At 45.8% G+C, this 23,963-nt stretch carries 20 protein-coding genes and 1 tRNA gene; 15 read left to right on the top strand and 6 right to left on the bottom strand.

The genetic code is table 11. The annotated features are described in order from the left end of the window. Positions 1–335: 335 nt before the first annotated feature. Together QUA40_RS02765 and QUA40_RS02760 are read left to right on the top strand one after the other, a co-directional pair. The gene (locus QUA40_RS02765; protein WP_333121690.1) at positions 336–812 is read left to right on the top strand and encodes an IS5 family transposase; all 477 of its coding nucleotides are present in this window, start codon (positions 336–338) and stop codon (positions 810–812) included. A gap of 310 nt (positions 813–1,122) precedes the next feature. Beyond that, positions 1,123–3,339, top strand: coding sequence for a polysaccharide biosynthesis tyrosine autokinase (locus QUA40_RS02760; protein ID WP_333121593.1), 2,217 nt, complete (start codon positions 1,123–1,125; stop codon positions 3,337–3,339). Positions 3,340–3,359: 20 nt separating this feature from the next. Here the strand turns inward: QUA40_RS02760 and QUA40_RS02755 are convergent, their stop codons facing one another. After that, entirely contained in the window at positions 3,360–6,785 is a 3,426-nt protein-coding gene (locus tag QUA40_RS02755) for a PAS domain S-box protein (protein ID WP_333121592.1), read from the bottom strand. Positions 6,786–7,376: 591 nt separating this feature from the next. Here QUA40_RS02755 and QUA40_RS02750 point away from each other — a divergent pair. From QUA40_RS02750 to QUA40_RS02720, 7 genes are all read left to right on the top strand, one after another. Beyond that, entirely contained in the window at positions 7,377–8,351 is a 975-nt protein-coding gene (locus tag QUA40_RS02750; RefSeq protein ID WP_333121591.1) for a LysR family transcriptional regulator, read from the top strand. A gap of 100 nt (positions 8,352–8,451) precedes the next feature. Continuing rightward, positions 8,452–9,516, top strand: coding sequence for an anthranilate phosphoribosyltransferase family protein (locus tag QUA40_RS02745; RefSeq protein ID WP_333121590.1), 1,065 nt, complete (start codon positions 8,452–8,454; stop codon positions 9,514–9,516). 146 nt (positions 9,517–9,662) lie between these two features. Next, positions 9,663–10,268 (top strand): molybdenum cofactor guanylyltransferase, encoded by a 606-nt coding sequence (locus tag QUA40_RS02740; protein ID WP_333121588.1) that lies wholly within the window; start codon positions 9,663–9,665, stop codon positions 10,266–10,268. Positions 10,269–10,331: 63 nt separating this feature from the next. After that, a complete protein-coding gene (locus tag QUA40_RS02735) occupies positions 10,332–11,507 on the top strand; it encodes an aminotransferase class V-fold PLP-dependent enzyme (protein WP_333121586.1) in 1,176 nt (391 codons plus the stop codon). A gap of 425 nt (positions 11,508–11,932) precedes the next feature. After that, a complete protein-coding gene (locus tag QUA40_RS02730) occupies positions 11,933–12,280 on the top strand; it encodes a DUF6717 family protein (RefSeq protein WP_333121584.1) in 348 nt (115 codons plus the stop codon). Between the two features lie 14 nt (positions 12,281–12,294). Beyond that, on the top strand, positions 12,295–13,644 hold the full coding sequence (locus QUA40_RS02725) for an LCP family protein (RefSeq protein WP_333121583.1): 1,350 nt from the start codon (positions 12,295–12,297) through the stop codon (positions 13,642–13,644). Positions 13,645–13,664: 20 nt separating this feature from the next. Continuing rightward, positions 13,665–14,189 (top strand): pentapeptide repeat-containing protein, encoded by a 525-nt coding sequence (locus QUA40_RS02720; protein ID WP_333121581.1) that lies wholly within the window; start codon positions 13,665–13,667, stop codon positions 14,187–14,189. Between the two features lie 128 nt (positions 14,190–14,317). Here the strand turns inward: QUA40_RS02720 and QUA40_RS02715 are convergent, their stop codons facing one another. After that, complete coding sequence (locus tag QUA40_RS02715) at positions 14,318–15,571, bottom strand: S-layer homology domain-containing protein (protein WP_333121579.1); 1,254 nt, start codon at positions 15,569–15,571, stop codon at positions 14,318–14,320. 337 nt (positions 15,572–15,908) lie between these two features. Here QUA40_RS02715 and QUA40_RS02710 point away from each other — a divergent pair, with 337 nt between their 5' ends. Beyond that, complete coding sequence (locus tag QUA40_RS02710) at positions 15,909–17,387, top strand: amidase (protein ID WP_333121577.1); 1,479 nt, start codon at positions 15,909–15,911, stop codon at positions 17,385–17,387. A 144-nt stretch (positions 17,388–17,531) separates the two neighbouring features. On the opposite strand, the gene QUA40_RS02705 is transcribed toward QUA40_RS02710, so the two are convergent. Both QUA40_RS02705 and QUA40_RS02700 read right to left on the bottom strand, forming a co-directional pair. Next, complete coding sequence (locus QUA40_RS02705; protein WP_333121575.1) at positions 17,532–19,103, bottom strand: GmrSD restriction endonuclease domain-containing protein; 1,572 nt, start codon at positions 19,101–19,103, stop codon at positions 17,532–17,534. A 156-nt stretch (positions 19,104–19,259) separates the two neighbouring features. Continuing rightward, complete coding sequence (locus QUA40_RS02700; protein WP_333121574.1) at positions 19,260–19,952, bottom strand: GDSL-type esterase/lipase family protein; 693 nt, start codon at positions 19,950–19,952, stop codon at positions 19,260–19,262. An 80-nt stretch (positions 19,953–20,032) separates the two neighbouring features. Here QUA40_RS02700 and QUA40_RS02695 point away from each other — a divergent pair, with 80 nt between their 5' ends. The 5 genes from QUA40_RS02695 (at position 20,033) to QUA40_RS02675 (ending at position 22,819) form a co-directional block, all read left to right on the top strand. Beyond that, positions 20,033–20,263 (top strand): DNA-directed RNA polymerase subunit omega, encoded by a 231-nt coding sequence (locus tag QUA40_RS02695; RefSeq protein ID WP_015175138.1) that lies wholly within the window; start codon positions 20,033–20,035, stop codon positions 20,261–20,263. 252 nt (positions 20,264–20,515) lie between these two features. Next, entirely contained in the window at positions 20,516–21,163 is a 648-nt protein-coding gene (locus tag QUA40_RS02690; RefSeq protein ID WP_333121572.1) for a hypothetical protein, read from the top strand. 141 nt (positions 21,164–21,304) lie between these two features. Next, complete coding sequence (locus QUA40_RS02685; protein ID WP_333121570.1) at positions 21,305–21,673, top strand: DUF1818 family protein; 369 nt, start codon at positions 21,305–21,307, stop codon at positions 21,671–21,673. Between the two features lie 37 nt (positions 21,674–21,710). Then, a tRNA-Pro gene (locus QUA40_RS02680) sits at positions 21,711–21,784 on the top strand. 150 nt (positions 21,785–21,934) lie between these two features. Further along, on the top strand, positions 21,935–22,819 hold the full coding sequence (locus QUA40_RS02675) for a phage integrase SAM-like domain-containing protein (protein WP_333121568.1): 885 nt from the start codon (positions 21,935–21,937) through the stop codon (positions 22,817–22,819). Between the two features lie 296 nt (positions 22,820–23,115). On the opposite strand, the gene QUA40_RS28915 is transcribed toward QUA40_RS02675, so the two are convergent. Further along, entirely contained in the window at positions 23,116–23,838 is a 723-nt protein-coding gene (locus tag QUA40_RS28915; RefSeq protein WP_445301116.1) for an IS630 family transposase, read from the bottom strand. Continuing rightward, a partial coding sequence (locus QUA40_RS02670; RefSeq protein WP_333121566.1) for a hypothetical protein occupies positions 23,777–23,963 on the bottom strand: 187 nt, incomplete at its 5' end. The genes QUA40_RS28915 and QUA40_RS02670, both read right to left, overlap by 62 nt.

The raw sequence follows: 23,963 nt of genomic DNA, 5'->3' as shown, positions 1-23,963 counted from the left end.
TTAGATGCCCCCTTATTGCTGACTATATCAGAGCCTAATGGTAAGATCGCTCATAACTTTATAATTCTTTACTTATTCTTAACCGAAGTATATTTCGTTAGGGGGATGACCAACAAGATATGTGTTAAAACCCGGGCTGTGCTAGACTTAAGAGATGTAATGGATATCCTTAATAAGAAGTTTAAAAGCCTAGGGCGTGTTTTCTTGCCTCGTTGTATCCTAGAAAATAGGCGAGCTCCGGCAGGGAGTCTTGAGGAATTGAGGAGACTTAAGTACCGCACCGTAGGAGAAGTTAAAATCGCTACTTCCACGGCTCCAACCCAAAACGGGTAAGCCTGCGACATAACCACCGACAGTTTGTCAACGGCATCCTCTGGATACTCAGAACCGGGGCTGCCTGGCGAAACCTGCCCGATCGTGATGGAAAGTGGGAAAGGGTAGCAACACGGTTTTATCGGTCGCAAAAAGCCGATATTTGGAAACAAGTCTTAGAAAGCCTACAAGCCGATGCGGACCAACTCCGAAAGCTAGACTGTCCGGTTCATTATGTAGACCGAACCGTGATTCGTACCCACCAACAGGCAGAAGAGTGGAAAAAAGGAGGCGAAAGAGAGGAAAAACTAGGTCGTTGTGGTGGTGGTTTTAGCCCCAAAATACACATCCGTGGTGGGAGTAAAGGTAAACCCATAACTTTTCTTCTGACTCCAGGTCAACGTAACGAGTCAATTTTTTTAGAACAATTGATGGAACTTTTGAGGAGTAAGCGCGTTCTGGTACAGGCCGTCCACGTCTACGCCCTTAAAGAGTCGTAGGAGACAAAGGCGATCGCACGTCGTCGCATCCGTAGTTATCTACCTTGGCGAGGTATCCGTTTTACCATCCCAAGACTTTCAAATGAACTACGTTGCCGTATTTTTAGCCGTGAAATCTACCGTCAACGCAATATAGTTGAATGTGCTATCAACCGACTCAAGAAAAGAGACGGATTGCTACCGGATAGGAGAAATTGCCTGCCAATTATACAGGCATGATTATGATCGCCTGCATTCTGTTGTGGTTAGAGTTTGAAAACACGCCCTAGGGTGTTAGAGTTTACAAAAAATCATTTTTCTGGAGTAACTCATGGAATCAACTGAAAGTGGTATGGGATTTCAGGAATACTGGCAGATTCTGAAGCGCCGGTGGCTGCCAGCCTTAGCTGTATTTGCCTCGGTGGTTGCACTCACTACCTACAGCACGCTGAAGGAAAAAGCAGTTTATGAAGCAGAAGGAAAGCTGTTATTTAAGAAAACAACTCCTGGCTCTGCTTTAACAGAATTAGGAAAAGAAATGGGACAGTTGACTCCGGCGGCGGAGCAAAGTAACCCTCTGACTACCGAGATGGAACTGATTCGTTCTATAGAAATCATCCAAAAAACCATCGATCGACTTCATTTAAAAGACGAAAAAAGTAATCCTCTCAAAACAAAAGATTTTTTGAAAAACCTGACAGTAGCTACTATTCGGGGAGCTGATATTTTAACTGTTTCCTACAAAGATAAAAACTCAAAAAGAGCCGCAGATGTCGTACAGACAATGATGAATTTATATATAGATAATAATCAAAAAAGCAATCGCCTAGAAGCTGTGTCTGTTCGACAGTTTATTGAAAGGAAACTGCCTAACTCCGACAAAGCTATGGGGAAAGCAGCGGCAGGCTTGAGCAAGTTTAAAGAAGATAATAAAGTTGTAAATCTTGAAGAAGAAGCTAAATCAGCAGTAGCAGTTATGGCGCAGCTAGAAAGTCAAATCGACCAAGCTAAGTCAGATTTACTCAATGCCAGTGCTAAGTCCAAAGCATTTGAATACCAATTACAAATGACTCCCCAGCAAGCATTGGCAGCCAGCACTATCAGCCAATCTAGCACTGTGCAGGAAGCTCTGAAAGAGTACAAACAAATAGAACGTCAGTTAGCAATTGAGCAAAATATCTACCTGGATAATTCGCCTATAATAACTAGGTTAGAAACTAAGAAAGCTACTATGAAAAATTTACTAGACCAACAAATAAAACAAGTTTTAGGTGGGCAACAGCCGTTGCAAAATCAAAGTTTACAGATAGGAGAGGTGAAACCAAAACTGATCGAAGAATTTATCAAGGTAGATGTAGAACGCCAGGGTTTGGCTGAGCGAGTTACTATTCTTTTAAATGCTCTAGCTGGCTACAAGCAGCGGGTCAAAGTTTTGCCGAAGCTAGAGAAGGAAAAGCGGGAACTAGAAAGAAAACTCCAAGAAGCCGAAGCTGATTATGAAGAATTGCAGAAAAAACTCCAACAAATTCGGATTACTGAAAATCAGCAAGTTGGGAACGCTCGCATTATCCAAAGACCTAGTGTTCCTGAAGAACCAGTACGTTCTCGCAAGTCTTTATTGCTGGTATCTGGTACTTTGTTGGGAACTTTGCTGGCCGTAGCTGCGGCGCTGGTTTTAGAATCTCAAGATAAGTCTGTCAAAACTATTGAAGAGGCGAGGGAATTGTTTGGGTTTACTTTGTTGGGGGTGATTCCTTTTCATAAAAAGCCTGACAAAAATACTCGGCGCAATTCCAGGCGGCTTAAATCTACTTCCCTGGATTTAGATCCATCTCCCCGACAGATTGTTGTTAGGGATAGTCCTCATACTTCGAGCAGTGCTGCTTACCGAATGCTTCAGGCAAATCTGAGGTTTCTGAGTTCTGATAAAGAGCTGAAAGTGATTGTTGTCAGTAGTTCGCTACCGCAAGAAGGCAAGTCTACTGTATCGGCTAATTTGGCTGTAGCTATAGCTCAATTAGGACGGAAGGTTTTGCTGGTAGATGCAGATATGCACTGTCCTGTTCAACATCGGATTTGGGAACTTCCCAATCAAGTAGGCTTGAGCAATGTGATAGTCGGACAAGCTGGGTTTGGGGATGCGATCGCACAAGTCATGGATAATTTAGATGTGCTGACTTGCGGGGTGATTCCGCCTAATCCAATGGCTCTCTTGGATTCACAGCGACTTACTTTATTGATTAAGCAATTTTCGGCTACTTATGATGCAGTGATTATTGATGCTCCTTCTGTGAATGTTGCTGCTGATGCTCTGATGCTGGGGAATAAAGCAGATGGAATTTTATTGGTTGTGCGACCTGGAGTTCTTAATTCTGGTACTGTGGCTTTTGCAAAGGAGCTATTGAAAAAATCAAGTCAGCACGTTCTGGGCTTAGTGGTGAATGGAGTAAGCCCTAAAAACGAACCGCACAGCCATTACTATTTTACCAATGAATCTTACGCTCAAGAGCAGAGTCTTGGTATCAATAAAATAACGAATAACCAGTAACCAATAACAACAGTTAACAGTTAGCTGTTGACTGTTGTTATTGGCAGCCGCACTCCGAAAGTCGAGCCGAGTCCTTCCCCAGGACTTTCGGCCCAGACACTGCCGCCGTGGAGTTCCACGAGATGGCGGACGATCGCCAATCCCAGTCCCAGGCCGCCGTAATTGCGCGTAGAAGTGCTGTCAGCTTGGCGGAAGCGATCGAACACCAACGGCAAAAACTCCTTGCTAATGCCAATTCCCGTATCGCTGACAACGATCAAAACAGAGTGAACCGGAGACGGCCCAGACAACATGGCGCCACCTCCTGCTCCCGCTTCCCCATCCTCCGAGAGCCTTATTTCCACGCGGCCCGACGGCGGCGTAAACTTAATAGCATTCGAGAGCAAATTAGACACCACCTGCTGCAAACGAGTAGCATCGCCCCTCACCAAGCTCACCCCTTCGTCACAAAAACTCACCAATTCAATTCCCCGAGCTTCAGCATCAGGGTTCAGCGCCTTCACCGCCGTTTCTACAATCCGCACCAAATCCACCGGGAACAGCTTCAAACACACTTTGCCGCTCACAATCCGGGAAACGTCGAGCAAATCCTCAATCATCTGAGTCTGCAACCGCGCGTTTCGCTCAATAGTCTCCAAACCCACAGCCGTTTTTTCGGCACTCATCTGGCGCTGTCGCAGCATCTGGGCCCAGCCCAAAATCGCGTTCAGAGGCGTCCGCAACTCGTGAGAAAGCGTTCCCAAAAACTGGTCTTTAATCCGGTTTGCCTCCGCTGCTTCCCGGTAAAGCCGCGCATTGTCGATCGCCACCGCCGCATCCCGCGCCAAATCCTCCAGCAAAACCAAATCCTCCTCCCCGCAGCGGCGGCCCGACTCCCCGCACAGCAACGAAATCGCTCCCAGCGTCCGCCCACGAGCGATCAGCGGCACGCAGATTGCCGACAGCGGGGCCTGGGCGCGCAGCACTTCCAGCAGTTCCTTGTCCGGCACAATGGCCTCGATCACCCAGTCCGGTATTTCTGGGTAGAGTTTCGACTCCCCAGTCCGCAGCACCTTTGCTACTCCGTGCCGTCCCTGGGGGTCTAGCGGCACGCGCTGCTCGATTTGCCACAGCAGAGCGACTTTGCTCGGATCGGAGTGAGCAACTGCTTGCAAGCGGATCGAGCCGTCGGGTTCGACCAAATGCACACAGCACCAATCCCCCAGCGCCGGTACTGCTAAATCTGCCAAACCTTGCAGCGCCTTCTCGTAATCCAGGGAAGCCGACGACAGCAAAGCTAAAGCTTGAGCGCTAAAATAGGCTGTTTGGGCCGATCGCTGGCGATCGTCAATATCGGTACAAGTCCCGAACCATTTGAGAATTTGCCCATCAGCGTCCCGCACGGGCAATGCCCGGCCCAGATGCCAGCGGTAAGCTCCGTCAGATGCGCGTTTAAAGCGGTATTCCACCTCGTAAGTCTTCCCTGTTTCCACCGAGGTCTTCCAGCTTTCTACGCAATTTTCCACGTCATCTGGATGCAGGGCTAACTGCCACCCCCAGCCTTGAGTTTCCTCCAACGTCAAGCCAGTATATTCAAACCAGCGCTGGTTGTAGTAGTCGAACCAGCCGTCAGCTCTGGCAGTCCAAACTATTTGCGGGATGGCTTCAGCGAGGACGCGGTAAAGCAGTTCGCTGGCTTCGGCTTGGCGACGGGCGGCCTGTTCCCGCGCCAATGCCCAATTCCGCTGTTCTTCGGCCTCTTTGCGAGCGGTGATGTCGCTAATCACGCCGATCCATTTGCAGGGATTGCCTTGTTTGTCAAGCACTGCTTTGCCCCGATCTATCCAGTGGAGCAAGCGGCCCCGCTGGCACTGAACGCGGTATTCCTGAAAAAATGGGGCGGCAGAACTGTCGGGCGCACTCAAATACCGATCAACCGCCGCCAAAACTCGATCGCGGTCGCTTGGATGCAAGATACTGTTCCAAGCTTCTCTTGTCCTCGGAAATCCGCCTTTTTCGTACTCCAAATGTTCGTCTACGTGACCGAACCACAGCACGATGCCGGTCTCGATATCCCATTCGTAAATCAAATCGCTGGCACTTTCTGCTGCAATCCGAAACCGCTCTTCAGACTGTCGCAGCACTTCCAGAAATTTAAAGCGTTCCGTCACGTCCAAAACCAGAGACAGCACCGATACCAACTCTCCAGAATCGCTGTAAAAAGCCGAATTGTACCACTCGCAGTGTACCAATGAGCCCCACTTATTATAATTGCTGTTGCGAACTACATTGCAGCGTTTTTCTGGTTTTCTTAAACTATAAATTGCCGATTCTACTTCTTCTAAATCGCCCTTAGAAATAAAGTTCCATTCGCTAAAATGCTTGCCTAAAACTTCTATTTTTTCCCACCCAAAAATCTTCTGTGCCGCCGGCGACCACCCGCTGAGACGAAAGTTTTCATCCCACTCTATCACCGCTAGGGGCGTATTTTCAAAATGAGAAGTGAGTTTTTGCAGCGCCTCGCGCAGGGATGCTTCGACTTGCTTGCGCTTAGTAATATCGCCAAAAGAAATAGCAATGCCGTCGCCCAATTTAACAGTCATAATCCGAAACCAGCCGACAATGCCTTCCCTGTTGTAATAAATCTCGGTATCGAGGGGAATGCCTGTTTGTACAACTTCCACGTAACGGTCGAACAAACCGCTATCTTTATGACCGGGCAGCATTTGCAGCAATCGCTTGCCGATTAATTCTTCAGGTGTATGTTGTTGAATTTTTGCCGCTGCGGGATTGACGTATTCCCATTCAAAATCCACAATTGTGGATTCGTCGCGGATGCTGCGGAATACGTTAAATCCGTCTAGAGATAATTCCTGAAAAACGCGGAAGCGTTCTTCGCTTTCTTGCAACTTGTCTACAGTGTCAAGCAGCAGATCCTCGACTCGCTCGCGCTGCGTTATTTCTGCGAGCAATTGCTGGTTAATTTGCTGGAGTTCGGTTGTGGGGGAGGGGACGGAATTTGTAATAGCAGAGTCGGCTTGCAGTCGATAGACCTTTTGGCTTCCCAGCGCCGTATTTCCTGGAAAAGAGGCCGCCCCAGCCAAAGCCAACATTTGAGGAACCCAGGGTATCAGGGACGCTACAGCCCACAAAGAGATGATAGCGGTCAAGGCGGCGATCGAACTTGACAGCCAGTAGCTGGGATGCACCAGCATCCAAACTTGCATCAAGTGAGTTGTCCCGCCGCAGAAAAACCAGGCTCCCAATAGCAGAAACCCCTTGCTCAAAGGCACGTCCCCCTGCTTCCTGGCAAAGTATGTCAGAATTGCTGGAATTGAATAATAAGCCAAAGCAATTAACAAATCGCTGACCGCGTGCAGTCCCATCAACTGGGATTGCCACTGGCAACAGCCATCTGGCGGAATAAAATTGTGGTTAAATGACATAATCTTAATAAATGGCAGCATTTCGGCTTTCCTGTGCGATCGATCCTAGTTGCACTTGTGTTGCTGACCCGCTAATTTCTAGTTTATACACAAAAAAACATAAAATAAGAGTGACTTTAGTCCGGGGAGGAAAGTTCACAGCCGGCTTTAACCTGCCTGAAATATTCGTACATTTATTAAGAGGTTTAGGGAGAGAGAGGTACTATAATTGCCAAGGAGGTACGAAATTTAATGCTATCTTTTGAATTCACAACTTACGGAAAAACAGAGCAATTGAGCGCACTTGATGAAGGGATTACTAGAGTGCCGTTCATTGAAACGCTTTAGCTAGAAGCTTGCAATATTCGATAAATTCATCTTTATAGAATCTATTTTTTGATAAGTTGGCACATTCAGAAATCCCTTCAACATAGGAGAATCGACCTCTACTTGGGCGATCAGAAATCCTGCCCGAGGAAATTGATTCGTAGAGCCAAGCATCCCCGCGTCTAACCCGGGAATCAAAACTACTCTGTACCTGTATCAAAGTCTACTAAATTCTTCAACTAAATCGGTTAATGTCACAGATTATCTTCCAGTAAAATTTCTGAAACCATCTCCAATTAAACCTCCATGCGCTTAGAGCAGCTTCAAGCATTTCTTTCAGTTGCTGAAACCGGTAGCTTTCAGCAAGCGGCCCGGAAGTGCGGCGTTACCCAATCGACTATTAGCCGCCAAGTGCAGGGATTAGAAGCGTCCGTGGGTTTGTCGCTGTTTCACCGCACGGCCCACGCGAAGCTGACTGTGGGAGGGGAACGCCTGCTACCTCACGCTCGCAAAATCTGTCAGACTTGGCGAAATGCTGCTGAAGAATTGGGAGACTTGTTGTCGGGAAAGCAGCCGGAACTGTGCGTGGCTGCGATTCACTCGGTTTGCGCTGCTTATTTGCCGCCTGTGCTGCAAAAGTTTTGCCGCGACTACCCTAACGTGCAGTTGCGGGTGACTTCTCTGGGGAGCGATCGAGCTCTGAAAGTCCTCAAAGACGGTTTGGTGGACATAGCGGTGGTAATGAACAACCGCTATTTTACTCAAGCCCCGGAAATGTTGGTTGAGGTGCTCTACAATGAGCCGATCGAGGTGTTGATGGCGGCGGGTCATCCCTTGGCCAAGTACGAGCGAGTACCTTGGCCGGAATTGATTTGTTACCCGCAAGTCGTGTTTAAGGACGGGTACGGAATGCAGCGGATGGTGCAAGAACAATTTGGACGCATGGGTGCTAAACTTCATGCTGTTTTGGAACTCAACACTCTTGATGCTTTTCGGGGTGTGGTGCGACAGGGAGAATTGATTGCTTTGCTGCCGCATTCAGCTTTGGTGGACGCGAAGGGCGATCGCACTTTAGCAATTCGGTCGATCGCCAGCGAGAGTGCAAATTCCAAGGTTTCGGCGATCGGCCAATCGGCGATCGATCCGACTTGGACTCGCGAAGTCGTGTTGGTGACAACACATGATCGAATGCAAATTCCGCCGATCGCCCATTTCTGGAACCTGGTACGCGAATGTGTGCCGCCATTTGATGTAATCCAGCTAGAAAAATCTGGGAGTTAATTCGATAATTTTGAATTGAGAGTTCGGGATTTAAAATTTAAAACGATTCAAATCTTACCAATTACTAACTACCAATTACTAACTACCAACTTCCAAAGTTATGAGTGACGCATTTAGAGAATTGCTGCGAAAAATTGGCAGTGGAATACACACAGGAGAAAACTTAACTCGATCCGAAGCAGCAGCAGCCACGCGGATGATGCTGCTGCAAGAAGCAACACCGGCTCAAATCGGAGCTTTTATGATTTCCCACCGCATTAAACGGCCCACCGGCGAAGAATTAGCCGGAATGCTTGATGCTTATGAAGAATTGGGGCCTATGCTTGCCCCCCCAAACCGAGAAAAAGGTTTTTCCGTCTCTACCGTCGCCGTGTTTGGCGTTGCTTACGACGGGCGATCGCGCACGGCTCCAATTAGCCCAATAACCGCCCTAATTTTAGCCGCCTCTGGCGTCCCAACCCTCATGCACGGAGGGGATACCATGCCAACCAAGGAAGGCATTCCCCTCATTGAAATTTGGCGCGGTTTGGGAGTAGACTGGAGAAAACTCCGTTTAGAAAAAGTCCAGCAAGTTTTTGACAATACGGGTTTGGGTTTTGTTTACCTTCCCAAGCATTTTCCTCAAGCCGCCGCTTTAGTGCCCTACCGCCGCGAAATTGGTAAACGACCACCTTTTTCCACAATGGAGTTGATGTGGTGTCCCTGTGCAGGCGACGTTAACGTCATCTCCGGCTACGTCCACCCGCCCACAGAAGGTATGTTTCAAAAAGCCTTTGAGTTGCGGGTAATCAAAAATTATACCACAGTCAAAGGATTGGAGGGAAGCTGCGATTTGCCGCGCGATCGGACTGCGATTATCGGCATTGCTAAGCCGGACACTGAGTTCGAGCGAGTGCTTTTGGCCCACGGAGATTACGGTTTTAGCAACACAAATCCTGCCTTTGAATCAGCATCTGAGTTATTTAAACAAATGCAGGAAGTGTTGTTGGGAAAACCCTCAGAATTGATGCAGTCCGCTATTTGGAACGGCGGATTTTATTTGTGGCGCAGCGGAGTTTTTTTAGATATGAACTCTGGTTTGATTGAGGCAGAAACTTTATTGAGCAGCGGTCAAGTTGTTCAAAAACTTGAGGAAGTTAGCCAAGCCGTTAGTGTTTTGAGTTGACAGTTGACAGTTGACAGTTGACAGTTGACAGTTGACTACTGACTACTAGACATCTCCAATAATTATTGTGGAACAGGCCGGCAAACCTGTTCAACACAGGCAATTCTTGCGATGACTACTGACTACTGACTAATGACTACTGACTAATGACTAATCATAAAATTGCTGTAATTGTGCTTGCAGGCGGTCAAAGTTCGCGGATGGGTAGGGATAAAGCTCTGCTGGAAATTGAGGGCAAATCCCTATTGCAGCGGGCTTTGGAAGTTGCAGCAGTTGTAGGGCCAGAAGTTTATGTTCTGACTGCTTGGCCCGATCGCTATCGATCGACCTTAAGCGAAACATCCCAATTTCTGGTAGAGTACAATCCGGGCTCTGGGCCTTTGGTTGCATTGACTCAGGGATTGACAGAAATTGCCGCCGAGTGGATTTTACTGTTAGCTTGCGATTTGCCTTTGTTGGATGCCCAGATTATTCAGAATTGGGCAAGTCAGTTAACAGAATTTCCCCCATCAACTTTAGCAGTTGTGCCTTATCAAAATTCGCGCTGGGAGCCTTTGTGCGGCTTTTACCGCCAAAAAGCTCTGCCCAGTTTGCAAAGTTTTATTGACAAAGGGGGACGTTCCTTTCAAGTTTGGTTAAATCAAATTACCGCAATCCCTTTACCTGTAGGGGAACGAGAAGCAGTAATGTTATCGAATTGCAATACAGTAGAAGAGTTTGAGCAATTAAAAGGTAAAATGGTTGACGGTTGACAGTTGACAGTTAACGGACTAATGATTACTGACTAATGACTAATTACTAATTACTAATTACTAATGATTAATCAATATTGGTTGCTCGATCGCAATATAACTTTCCTCAATCACGGCTCTTTTGGGGCTTGTCCGATTCCCGTACTGGAAGCGCAAACCGCTTTTCGAGAACAACTGGAAAGAGAACCATTGCGCTTTTTACTGCGGGAATTTGAACCCTTGTTGGATAATGCAAGAAATCAGTTAGCAACATTTATCGGTGCGGCTGACGAGGACTTGGCGTTTGTGCCGAATGCCACGACGGGAGTAAATGCAGTTTTGCGATCGCTCTGTTTTGCTCCGGGCGATGAATTACTAACTACAAATCAGGAATACAACGCTTGCCGCAACACGCTTAATTTTGTAGCCGAGCGTACAGGCGCTAAAGTAATAGTAGCAGAAGTCCCCTTTCCCATTGAGTCACCCGACCAAATTATTGAAGCAATAATTAAGTGCGTTTCACCGCAAACCAAGTTAGCTTTATTAGACCACGTTGTAAGTCAAACAGGTTTAATATTTCCCATCAAACAGTTAGTAGGCGAGTTAGCTAACCGTGGCGTCGATGTATTAGTAGACGGAGCTCACGCGCCGGGAATGGTAGCGCTGAATTTAGATGAAATTGGCGCGGCTTACTATACCGGAAATTGCCACAAATGGCTGTGCGCGCCGAAAGGTGCGGGCTTTTTGTACGTGCGGCGCGACAAGCAAAATGCCATTCGGCCAACTACGATAAGTCACGGTGCTAATTCGCCCCGCGCTGATAAATCGCGCTTTCAATTAGAATTTGATTGGATGGGAACTGTCGATCCCAGTCCCTATTTGTGCGTGCCTGTAGCTATTGATTTTATGGGTTCTTTGTTGAGCGGCGGCTGGCCGGCATTGAGGGCAAAGAATCATGCTTTGGCCTTGGCGGGGAGAAAAATATTGGCTGACAAATTAGATTTGCCGCTAGCTTGTCCTGATGAAATGGTGGGTTCGATGGCTGTTGTACCACTGGCAGACTCCCAGTCTGATGTGGTTGCAAAGGGAGGAATTCCACCTTTGCAAGAGGCGCTGTGGGAGATTTTTAAAATTGAAGTTCCGGTGATTCCTTGGCCGGATGCTAGCAAGCAGTTGGTGAGGATTTCGGCTCAGTTATACAATACTTTGCCGCAGTATCAGTATTTAGCTAATGCGCTGGTTGAGCTGACGAGAAGTTGAGCTGGAGCTTCCCGAAAAGAAACATCACACCCAGCTACAAACAGCTATAGGTTTGTAGTTAGGGGGTCGGTTCTCATAGTTTGGGAGAATACAGACTCTTCGTCCTTACTATAAACGTAGTAAGGGTTATACAAATAGGCCTAATTACAGTAAAAATCCTGCAAGGAATCACTTTATTCCTCTTTAATTTTGCTATTATTTACCTCAAATAAAAAACTCCTAAAAAAACAGCTCTAAAACCCCATGACCCTCAAGTTCCCCCATCCGCCCAAACCGAATAAAATTTGTAAAAAACCCGCCAAACTTCCTAAGTTAAAACAGGGTGGTCAAATCGGATAGCGCACAACTTCCGCGCAACAGAATATAATGTATCCACACTTGCATTCCTGCAGACAAAACAAAGGAAATGAAAAGAGGCGAATACCATGTCCAATGCCATGATGGTAATTTACCCCTATCGCGAACAGTACACCTGGGTTTTTGACGACGAGCGAGTCGGACTTGTCCGAGAACCATTTGTTCAGGGCGTCCCCGAAATGATTAACGTGCTCGTCGCAGACATTCCCAATGCCGCTCAAGGTTTCCGACTCTTATTTTCAGCCAATCCATTTCCCGGATTTCAAGCAGAAATGCTGTGGTTGAAAGCAGAATACGGCGGTAACTGGTATCGGTGGGAATCGAACAATCTCGAAGGCTGGCTGTGTCCGGCTTTGCTCAAATACTTTCGAGAAGCACCGCCCAAGTTTTACTGCAAAGCTGAAAAACTGCAATAATCAACAGCAAGTCAATGAAAAATTTGTCAATTTTTAAAAGAGACTTTGTTGAACGAGTCGATCAAACATCTCGAAAAAAGCCTAAGTTCTTCATATATATAGTGGGGCTATTTTTCCTAGTCTTCACCGCCGCCATCTCGGCCACAATGGGGGCAATTACTGCCCTGTTAGCTCCCGTGGAACCCCCAATTATCAATAGAGTATTAGAGGCGACGGGCTTTGACTATCTATCCTCCAATCGCTCTGGATACCGATTGTCGCGGTCAGTTAATATCTTGATATTGGGAATTGACAGCGTGCCGGAAGCGGCCGCTAATGGCCCTAAGATTTTTGAGGGGCGCAGCGATACAATACTCTTATTTCACCTCGATCCTAGAGAGAAAGCTATTAGTTTGCTTTCAGTTCCACGAGATACTAAAGTCGAAGTTCCCGGAATTAGCTTCAGCAAAATTAGCGAAGCCAATGCTAGAGGGGGAGCAGCTTTGGCCACGCGATTGGTTAGCAGTATGCTGAACAATACGAAAATAGAACGATACGTGCGAGTCAGCAGCAATGCGTTTCGGGAATTAGTCGATTTGTTGGGGGGAATTGAGGTATTTGTACCTCGCGCCATGTCCTATACAGATACCGCCCAAAAGTTAAAAATAAACTTAGCCAAGGGATGGCAAACTCTCAACGGAGAACAAGCAGAACAATTTGCTCGATTTCGCAAAGATGGTTTAGGAGATATCGGCCGCATTCAGCGACAGCAATCTTTAATTCAAGCTATTCGGAACCGCCTCACAAGTCCATCAGTATTGGTACGCTTGCCACAAATTGTGCGATTGATGCAAAAATATGTGGATACAAACCTAAATTATGAGGAAATATTGACCCTGGCAAATTTCGGTTTGCAATTGGAGCGAGAGAATTTTAAAATGGTAATGTTGCCTGGAAGTTCTAGTTCAAAACAAGGGGATTTGAGGAGTTATTGGATTTTAGATACGGTCGGGGTCGATCGCATTATGACACAATATTTCAACCAGAGCGTGCCGGATTTTGCACAAGGACGATTTCGCAACCCCACCGAGTCCGTTTTGCCCAAAAACCTCAAGATAGCTGTCCAAAACGCTTCTAGCAAACCGACAACCGCGAAAACCGTTGCTGAATTTCTCACAAAAAAGGGCTTTTTTAATGTATCTGTAGTGCAGGATGCGCCCCAGAAGGAGCGTCAAAGTCAAATTATTGTTCAGCAAGGCGATTTAGAGGCAGCAAATCTACTGCAAAAAGAGTTAGGCGGCGGTAAAATTGAAGCATCTTCTACGGGTGAAATCAATTCTGACTTGACACTTCGCGTCGGCGAAGATTGGGTAAAACGATTTTAATTAGTCCTAAGTCAATTACGATGAGTGCAATATCTGTGAAAAGTGTCTTCCGAATTTTTTTGAGCCTGGTTTTAAGTTTAGTGTTGGCTTTTGGGTGGGTGCTGCTGAGTGCTACTCCGGCATTTGCCCTGCCGAAAACAAGTATTAATTACACAAATATTAATTTGTCCGATCGCGATTTTTCCAACTCCGATTTAGCGGGGGGAACATTTGTCGCGGCCCAAATGCGGGGAACAAATTTTCAAGGTGCTGATTTAACTAATGCGATTTTGACTAAGGGAGTTTTGCTGAATGCCAACTTGTCAGATGCCAACCTCTCCGGTGCTTTGGTAGATAGAGTTACATTCGACGGCGCTAATTTGACGAATGCTAATTTTACCGAGGCAATTATGACTCGAACTCGGTTTTATGATGCTGCAATTTCCGGCGCTGATTTTACTGACGCGATTATCGACGCTTATCAAGTGAATATCCTGTGCGAGAAAGCAGATGGTGTCAATCCCGTGACGGGAGTTTCTACCCGAGAAAGTTTGGGATGTCCGTAGGAATTGACACTTAAAGAAAATCCCTGGCTAATTATTTGATTAGATGCACCTGTAGCAAGGTAAAATACACACATTAAAGCCCCTCTCCTGCAAGGCGAGGGGTTTGAGAAAATTTCCAACTATCGGCTCTATCGAGCGCTACAAATACCTGTGCTGGCAGTACCAACTACCAAATCGGAATTCAAAAGCAAATCTAAATCGGTGTCTGGATTAACAGCATACAAATCGACTTTATCTCTACCCAAAAACACCCCGACCAAAGTCCCGATTCCCGCACCGCCGAGCACCTCTTCAGTCGCGATCGCCCGATCGCCCGTAACACCTGCGATCGCCGCCGCTGCTGCTGCACCCAACGCCGTATTCTTAACTAGATTACCAACATTAACGCCCTTGGTAACAATTTCTTTCCTAGTAATCACTTGGGAAGTGGCATTGAGAGGGACTCTGCTGCCGTTGATGATACTTAATTCTTGAGCTACAAATTGAACGCCCGAAGCAGTCGATCGCAATTCGCCGCTAATTTTCGAGCCTTCGGGTATCAGCACTTGGCCATTACTTCCCGTGATATCCGAAGCAACAGTCAGCGTAATCGGAGATTTGTCATTGGGGCCGAGCAAAATCTTGCCTTTTGCATACTCGATGGGGATAGTCACTCCCCTGGGAATTTGCACAGCAACAGACTCGCTAACATCAATCTTAGCAATGTAAGGAGAATTAATGGCTCTTGCTTGATTGGTACTCACTAATGTTTGATAGATAAAAGCAGCTACTTCAGCTCGCGTTGCGGACTTGTTGGGTTTGAGAGATTTAGGATTGGGATAGCTGACAACTAACTGTTTTTCAGTAGCAGCAGCAACGCTTTTGACAGCATAACTTTGAATTTCACCCGCATCATTATAGTAGCTGAGAACATCTTGAAAATCGCACGTAGGCTCATAGCCCATGCCGTTATTTAAAGCGACTACAACTTGAACGCGAGGAATCTGCTGTGTCGGTCTGAAAACATTGCCGGGATAGCCAGACATCCATCCCATTTCGTAAGCTTCGGCGATCGCCCCGCTTGCCCAAAAATTAGACGGAACATCGGCAAACCTTACAGCAGCGCGGGTTTTTGCCTTTTTCACAGAACGGATCATTGCCGCGAATTCAGCCCGCGTTACCGGTGCATCCGGGCGAAAACTGCCATCGGGAAATCCTTTGATAATTCCTCTTTCTGACAAATCTTGAATAAAATCTTTGGCCCAGTAGTTATTATTAACATCCGAAAAAGCTGTCTGAGCAAAAGCAGGCGCGGGAGCTAGCATCGGCGCTGCGGTGCCGGCAACGGTTCCCAATGTTAATAATACAGATGTACCGGATTTAATGCGATGTAATACAGACATTTTTTGATTCTCCAATTTACACATTTTTTTTATTGAGGACAAGTAAGCTTTTGATAGGCTGATTGATTCCTGCCAAACTTTCTCTTTCCCTCAGCTATGTAATCATTATTGAATGGTTTTACTTCTTGGGCGGGGAAGATACGGTCTTTTAAAAGAAATATTTTGATGCTTCTTTGGGGATGTTAAAATGCTTAAATTCCTTATGTTGCTTATCTCCCTTATCTACCTTGTCTCTGCAATTAACAGGATTTAGGGACAAAGCCGTTTGATATTAGTTAACTGTATTAACGAAAAGTGACTATAATTGACTCGATCGAGAAATACCTGTTTGTTGCTTATGAGTAGCCTGACGTTTACTTCTGCCCATCAGCTAGCGCGAATGATTCGCGATCGCCAAGTCTCTGCCGTCGAAGTTCTCGACGCTTACCTTACTCAAATCGCAAAGCACAACTCGCAATTAAACGCCCTTTGTACCCTGGATGAAGACAATGCTCGTACTAGAGCAAGACTTGCCGATGAAGCCCTAGCCAGAGGAGAAAACTGGGGTGCTTTACATGGGGTTCCCATCACGATTAAAGACATTTTTGAAACAGCCGGACTCCGCACCACAGCAGGCTATATTCCCCTCAAAGATTATGTGCCTCAACAGGATGCAACTGCTGTTGCGAGATTGCGGGCAGCAGGCGCTGTCATCATGGGAAAAACCAACATGGCGGAACTGGCTGCCGATTATCAAAGCACAAATTCTCTGTTTCCACGGGTGAATAATCCTTGGCATCTTGACTACACACCTGGGGGCAGTTCTGGAGGGAGTGCCGCGGCTGTCGCAGCCGGACTTTCACCGTTGGATTTGGGGAACGATTTCGGGGGTTCGGTGCGTCAGCCTGCTCATTTCTGCGGCATATATGGTTTAAAGCCGACAGATCGCCGTATTTCTACAGCAGGGCAGATTCCTGAAGTGCCGGGAATGCCACTGTCTATTCGGCAAATGATGACCGTTGGGTGTTTTGCTCGATCAATCGAAGACATCCGGCTTTGTTTATCGTTAATTGCAGGCGCGGATCTGCGGCGCCCCGATGTCCCGCCGGTTCCGCTCGATCGACCCTCTGGCAAGCCTTTGCAGCATCTCAAAATCGCTTGGACTGCTGAATGGGCCGAAGTTCCCGTTGCTTCTGAAATTCGAGCAGCTATGGAGTCGATCGTGCAGACACTCTCTGACGCAGGTGTCCAAATCGAACGCTGGCTTCCCAAAGACTTTGACCTTTCCAAAATATTGAATCTCTACGGACGGATCTCAATGTACCTCACTATCTACGCTCAACCGCAGGATAGATATAACCTACGTCGTAGTTTAGAGTTAATTTTCCGCACCGCAACCCAAGGCGACAAGGAACTCCGAAAATTGGGAGATTTCAGCAGGTTCCTACCTGAGATATTGAATCCAAGTTTGAAAGGATATTTCGAGGCACTCACACAGCGCGATCGCTTCACGGCCCATATAGATGAGGCATTAGAACCGTGGGATGTATGGCTTTGTCCAGTTGCAGCAACCGCTGCGTTTACTCACCGTCCCGCTTGGAGTGCCGTTGACATTGATGGCAGATCCTATCCTCATGCAGTGGCAAACGGAGCTTACACCATGCCTTCTAATCTTAGCGGACATCCTGCCGTGGTAATTCCAATTGGACAAACTCAAAATGGTTTACCGATTGGAATGCAAATTGTTGGTAAGCGGTGGCGTGAAATGGAGTTGTTGGCGATCGCAGAAGCGATCGACAAAGTGGTTGGTAGTTTGCAACACCCACCTGGTTACTGAGCATTTTATAAAGTTTCACTTTATGGTGAAGAATACAATCAGTGTTAGGGTGCGTCAGGTTTGAGATGAGCGGGCACAGAAAATCAGATGATGACGCACCCTTCTTGGGTGGTGTGTCAAGATTAACTCCAATACAATTTTTTTTCAATTTTTATAGGTAGTATTGCAGTATGGGTGAGTTAATTGTGCGTTTTTTAAAGTTCCTAAACCCCCATCAGCTTTTCTTGTAATATGATCGATACTATTAAATCTGCAAGGCAGATACCCTCCACAAATTTTACAAACTGGCCAGCCTGGTAGAGCCTCTCTGATAAAGGCCGATGCTTTGGTTTCTCTAGAAAATTCTTTACTCTGAATTTCCCCAGTGTCTGTTTTCTTTGGAATTTTCAGAGTCGCAAATCTTTTATCGCCGGATCTTATTTCTGTGATAACATTCTTTTTATCTATACCTCCTGACAACTTATTAATGACTTCTAAGTAGAAGTCTCTCACTAGCTCTCTAGCTTGTAATGCGTCACTCTTCTTGGCAACAAGTTGTGGAACCATATCATAATTCCAAATTACCCATTCAAAGTCTTTTCTTACCTTTATCAATTTAGACCAGGATTTAGTCTGTTGTAAATGTAAAATTAAACTGACCACCCCATAAAAGGAACCAATTTTTGGCTTTCCTTGTTGAGTATAAAAGTATACCAGTGGATGTAAACCGAGAGAGGAAGGATCGCTGCTATTGATTCTTTGAGCGACTTTTTTGCACTGCTTCAGTAGCTCAATAGTTTGATCGCCTGTTGAATCTTCTCCCAACTCATTATCGGTTGATATGTTATTGACAATATTTATAAATTCTAAAATCAATTCCAGCTTATCCGAAGATGAAAGATTCCCCACAATGGGTACATCTAAGGTTTTAATGGGATTTGAAAGTTTGGGCTGAAATATAAGTTGGTGTATTTCTTGCGCTACTTTTTCAATCTCATCCTGTTTTTCTTTTGTGAACTCCGACCAATATTTATGACCATTACCACTTCTCACGATCGCACGCGCCGCCACACCATTAGGTGTTTTACGTGCTAGTAGCAACCTCATCTCAGTCTCGCTAATGGGGGCTGCTTTCTGGTTGATTTTGAAAAAAGATTCCTCCGCTTTCATAGCATCACCTTCAACCCATTGAAGTGAAATCGCTGAGGCCCCTAAGTTCCTAGCTCTTTCCAGCATTTTAGGATTAACTTGACCAGGTTGCGAAGTCAATGATTGATAATCTTTGTAAGCTCCTATTTTGTCTTTAATTAGTTTGCGAGTTTCTTTGGCTGCCTCTTTCTGTTCGTCAGTGATGTTGCCGTCATAAAATTGTTTAGAAATTTTACCATCCCCATAATCATCATTAATCCAAGCAAGTAACGAACTCAGTCGATGAGAACCATCAACAACAAAATAGTGGCTACTACCTCGCCAAAGAATAACTGCGGGAATTAAATCTCCATCTAAAAAACTTTCAATAAACTCGCATATTTTTGTTGCATCCCATTCATTAGTTTCTCTTTGAAAATCCGGTTTTCGCAAAAACGGATAGAAAAAAGAACTATGTTCTAGATCGCGAATACCTATAGTGAGGATACTTCTTCCCATATTGCGTTCGGGCTGATCTTTAATTTCAAATGCTTCTCGGGGAATAAGTGCATCTAGACTAACTGGGGAATTTTTGGATAATTTTGCCATTTTAAGTACCGATTGTTACTTTTTAGTATCTCTTGAGTTTTCGCTGGCTCGTGTTCCGTTTGAGCGTTGCAAGTCAAATCAATTTCGCTCAATCTAGAGGCTAAGCGCCCATTCAGAATGCCGCGAAAGTTAGCCCTGATAACTAATGACTACTGACTAATGACTGATAGCGGCTAGCGGTTCCCAACTTGTCACATCTTCAAATAAAGATTGATAGCCCGCTGCATTGGGATGTAGCCCGTCTGAAATCAGGCGCGAACTACACCACTCACTGCCCCGATTTATCCATTTATCAAAAATATCTAAATACGGAATTCCCCGCAAGTGACAAGCTAATTTCGTTGCTTCTTTATACCGATATTGGTCAGCATGACTGTAATACAAACAATCTTGAAAAGGCATTTTACTTTCATCCACCGGCACCATCCCGACAAATATCACCGGGCAAAGTTGTTGGGACAGGCTTAACAAATTATCCAAAACAGTTTTAAAATGTTCAAAATCAGTGTAGCTGCGCCCGGTAAACGACTGCACTCTCGCCGAATCGTTAAGGCCGACGGAAAGAATAATCGCATCAGGAACGCGGTTTCTGAGCTCGCCACGCTGGCGAAACTCGTTTTCGAGCCGCTGGGCGACTTGATAGGTGCGATCGCCCCGAACGCCCAAATTGTATAAAACGTGTCCTGCACTCTCCGGTAACATCCACTGGCGCCGCAATCTTTCCACCCAGCCACCGCCTACACCGTCGCCGAAACCGTAGATTAAACTGTCGCCGAAAGCAACCAATTTGAGGGGATGAGAATTTACCCGCTGCAAGTGACCAAAGGAATAGGCTGTTGCTGCCTGCATAAGCAATGATACTCAGTTAATAAATTATGAATCTTGACATACTAGACTAGAATGTAACATTACATAAAGTAGGGAGTCTCATGGTTAAGCGTCCAACTTTCGATTCAACTCAGCTAACCCGTCGGGCGGAAGAGTTGATTAACGGTGCATCCAACCGCTATCGGATTACGGTGCAGGTGGCGAACCGCGCAAAACGCCGTCGCTATGAAGATTTTGACAATATGGACGACCATCAAATGAAACCTGTAATGCGGGCGATATTTGAAATGTCGGACGAACTGACTCAGCCGGAAATTATCGGAGACATCTAGACTTCGGGGGTTTTGGGTTGTGAGTGGTGAATTGCCAGCAATTTTTGTCAACTCAAAACTCACAACTTTTTCAAACTAGACTAGGGCGCGCGGGACAAGAAACCCGGTTTATTCCTAGCTGCTTCGTTAAAAAACCTCTGATTTTTCTAATAAACCTCGTTGATGAGCGTAAATCCTAAAATTATAAACTAGGACATCTCCTGGCCGCTAAGTGTATGAAATTATTCTATTTTTCAAATTTTTGTCAAAACCGTGAATAGATTAAAGCAGGGCTTAAGTTTTCTGTTGGTTACTTTGATTGTAGCGATTTTCACGCTTTTGAGTTGGGTATTGGAATCTGGGGAACTGAGTATGTCGGCTTTGGAACCTTCGCTGCTGCGGAGTTCTGAGTCGGCCACAGTGCAGCGGGTGGCTCAACAATCTGTACCGCCGCAAGTGAGGGTGCAAGATGCGTGGAAATTTGTGTACGAAAAATTGCCCGATTTCCCGATCGAAAATAACTACATTTCTAAGGAAACTGGAAAAGTCGATCCTACCAATACTTTAATCGGGCGGTTGATTCGATATCACGTATTTGTCAAAGGACGGCCACCCAATTACCGCTTTGATTGGAAGTTGACTTTAGCTGACTATCTGGGGGCGACTCCCGATTATTTGGTGGAAAGCGTGTATCCGGGAAAAGACGTTTTGCGCTCAAATCCAATGGAACAGGATCGTGCTGCTATTCAAAGGTTAAAGAGAGCACAGCGGGATGCTTTGGTTCAAGCTTTGGTGGATGTTTTTACTGAGACTTCCGGGGGTGGGGGCACACCATCGGCGGGGGAAAAACCACAAGGGCGATCGAATTTCCCGGAAATACCGCCGCCGCAGCCGGGAGATGCGAAGTTGCTGGCACCTTAATACTCAGGAATGCAGAAACCGGGTTTTTTACGGAAATATTGCTTTTGAGCCTTTAACACAGGTAAAAAACCCGTTTTATTTCGTATTTATGGGTAAGTCCTACTAATCTAAAATCCAAAATCTAAAATCTAAAATCCCTTAATGGTGGAACGTGTAATTAAAACGGGTGTTGGGTGGCGTTTGGGATGGAACCCGGAGGCCCAGGAGTTTAAGGGTTTGGTGGCTGGCGACGGTTGGGCGATCGAACTCACGGACGCTGAGTTAAACGATTTTTGCCGATTGTTGGGACAATTAGCCGGCACAATGAGTCAAATGGCCTCTGAGTTAATGGACGAGGAAAAAATCGCCATTGAAGCCGAAAGCGACTTGCTGTGGGTGCAGGTGGAAGGCTATCCCCAAGCTTACAGCGTGCAATTGATCTTGAATGCTGGCAGAAGGTGCGAGGGTTTTTGGCCGGCGGCTGCGGTTCCGACTTTGGTGCAGGCCGCAAAAGTTTTAAAAGTTTTTTGACTTTTTCGGGAATTCTATGCTAAGCTATTAAAGCTGTCGGGGCGTAGCGCAGCTTGGTAGCGCACTACTTTGGGGTAGTAGGGGTCGTGGGTTCAAATCCCGCCGCTCCGATAGATGGAATCCTTATACACTAAGGATTCCATTATTTTTACTAGATAAATCGCAGGTTACGCATTCTCAATAAGGAGTGACAGAATATGTCATACTCTGACAAAAAGTGAGATAAAACTGGGATAAAACTGGGATAGGGCTTCAGGCTCGGTGAAAGTCCAGATTTTTAAGGATCGGTTACGGCTTGTCTGGTCATGGCAAAGAAAACGCTTCTGGCTCTATCTAGGTTTGCCGGATTCGATCGTCAACCGTAAAGCTGCCTCGATGAAAGCCAGCCAAATTGAACTCGACATGGCTAGTGGCAACTTTGACCCCTCCCTGACAAAGTACAAGCCACAGAAACAAGAATCCATTTCTGTTTCTGACCTTTTTGACCAATTTATCGAGTACAAGCGTCGGAAAATCGAGCCTGCTACTTTCGCTAAATATTTAAGTTTGGAGAAACACGTTTCTGCATTTTTCAAAAACAAAAGCACAATTTCTGTTTCTGAAACTGTTGCTGAGAAATTTAGAGATTGGCTATTATTCGATCGCTCCCTTGAACCGGTGACAGTACGCGAACGGATTGTGATGATGAACGCTTGCTGGGAATGGGCACAGAAAAAGAAGCTGGTTCTCGAAAATCCTTGGGAGGAAGTCAAAGTCTCGGTCGCACCCAAACAACGCCCAGAACCGTTCACGCTTACAGAAATAAACGCGATTGTCCAAAAATTCCGCTCTGACTCAAATCTGAAACATTATGCGGACTATGTGGAATTCAAATTCGGCGTCGGCCTTCGCACCGGCGAACCAGTAGCTCTCGTGTGCCGGCATTGTTCCCACAATTGCGATCACATCTGGATTGGGGAAAGTCTGAAAAATGGCAATCGGAAAGCAGCCAAGCGGAATAAAGACCGCACGGTACCTTTAACGCCACGGTTGCAACAGCTATTACTGAGCCGGCGATCGACTGACTTCCAACCTGATGATTTAATTTTTACCAGCATCGAAGGTAGAGCGATCGACTCCAGGGTAAGCTCATCTAATTTGGTATAAATTGTACTTGACTTTAAGGGCAAGATATGGGCAATTATCCAGTCAATAGCGCTTATTGAGAATCCATTGAAGATCTTGTGACGCTCGCCTGAGCTGTGTAAGTGAGGCTCGTAGCGGGCGATCGAGTTACAATGGGTGATCGAGTTACAATGGGTGATCGAGTTACAATGGGTGATCGAGTTACAATGGGCGATCGACCCGCAGCCTTAAAGATGTCAAATGCGTCCTATAATACTGCTTCATATCAGTCACAAATGGTGAGGAAAAAACAATAGAGAAAGGATTCTATCGTGTTGTCAATGAGCCCAAATAATCGTCGACGATCGAGCGGCCAGGACCCATCGACCTGCAAGACTTACAAATAAGCTTATAGCGTTTCTCATAAATATGAAGTACAATAACAGCAGTGAGTAAACCAATTCCTCATATCGGATAATGTAACTTGATTGAAGGCAAACCAAGAGTGCTTTTGCTAATTCTCGGTAATTAGTCGTCTTGATAGAACGGAGAATGTTTTTGAGTTTTGACCATAAATGTTCAATTGGTGAGAAGTCTGGCGAATATGGTGATAAGTATATTATTTTTGCCCCTTGACTTTTGATGGCCTTTTCTATTTCTTCGCTTGTGTGAATAGTACAATTGTCCATCACTACACAAGCACCTTTCCAGAGTTTTGGTACCAGCTTTCGGATGATAAAAGCCTCAAATGTAATTGTATCAGTTGTACCTATTAAGTTGACTGATGTTAGGACTTCATTGACTGATATAGATCCAATTATTGAGACATTTTTCCCCCGTTTATTTGGTTTTTGTCCCCGAGTCCTTGAACCTTTTAAAGACCTAGCATATAACCTAACCATTGCCAAGTTAACTCCTGATTCATCAATGAATATTAAGTCTTTAAAACAAACTTCTCGGACTTTTTGCCAGAACTCATATCGCAGGCCCTGAACTCGGTCAGTGCCTTTCGCGCTCGGAAAGAGAGTTTTTTTTAAAGTCATGTTTAAGAGTTTTGCCATTCTTCCCATCGTTGCCACGCTGAGCGTAAAACCAATTTTCTGGTACAGTAGACCTCTTGCAAAAGTCCCCAATAAGGGCAATAGTCAGGTGATCGAGAGGAAAAACTGATGACTTACGAACAAGT

Source organism: Microcoleus sp. Pol11C3, from assembly GCF_036701485.1.
GTDB lineage: Bacteria > Cyanobacteriota > Cyanobacteriia > Cyanobacteriales > Microcoleaceae > Microcoleus.
Note: the sequence above shows the minus strand (reverse complement) of the source record. Positions and strands in the feature narration are given on the sequence as shown.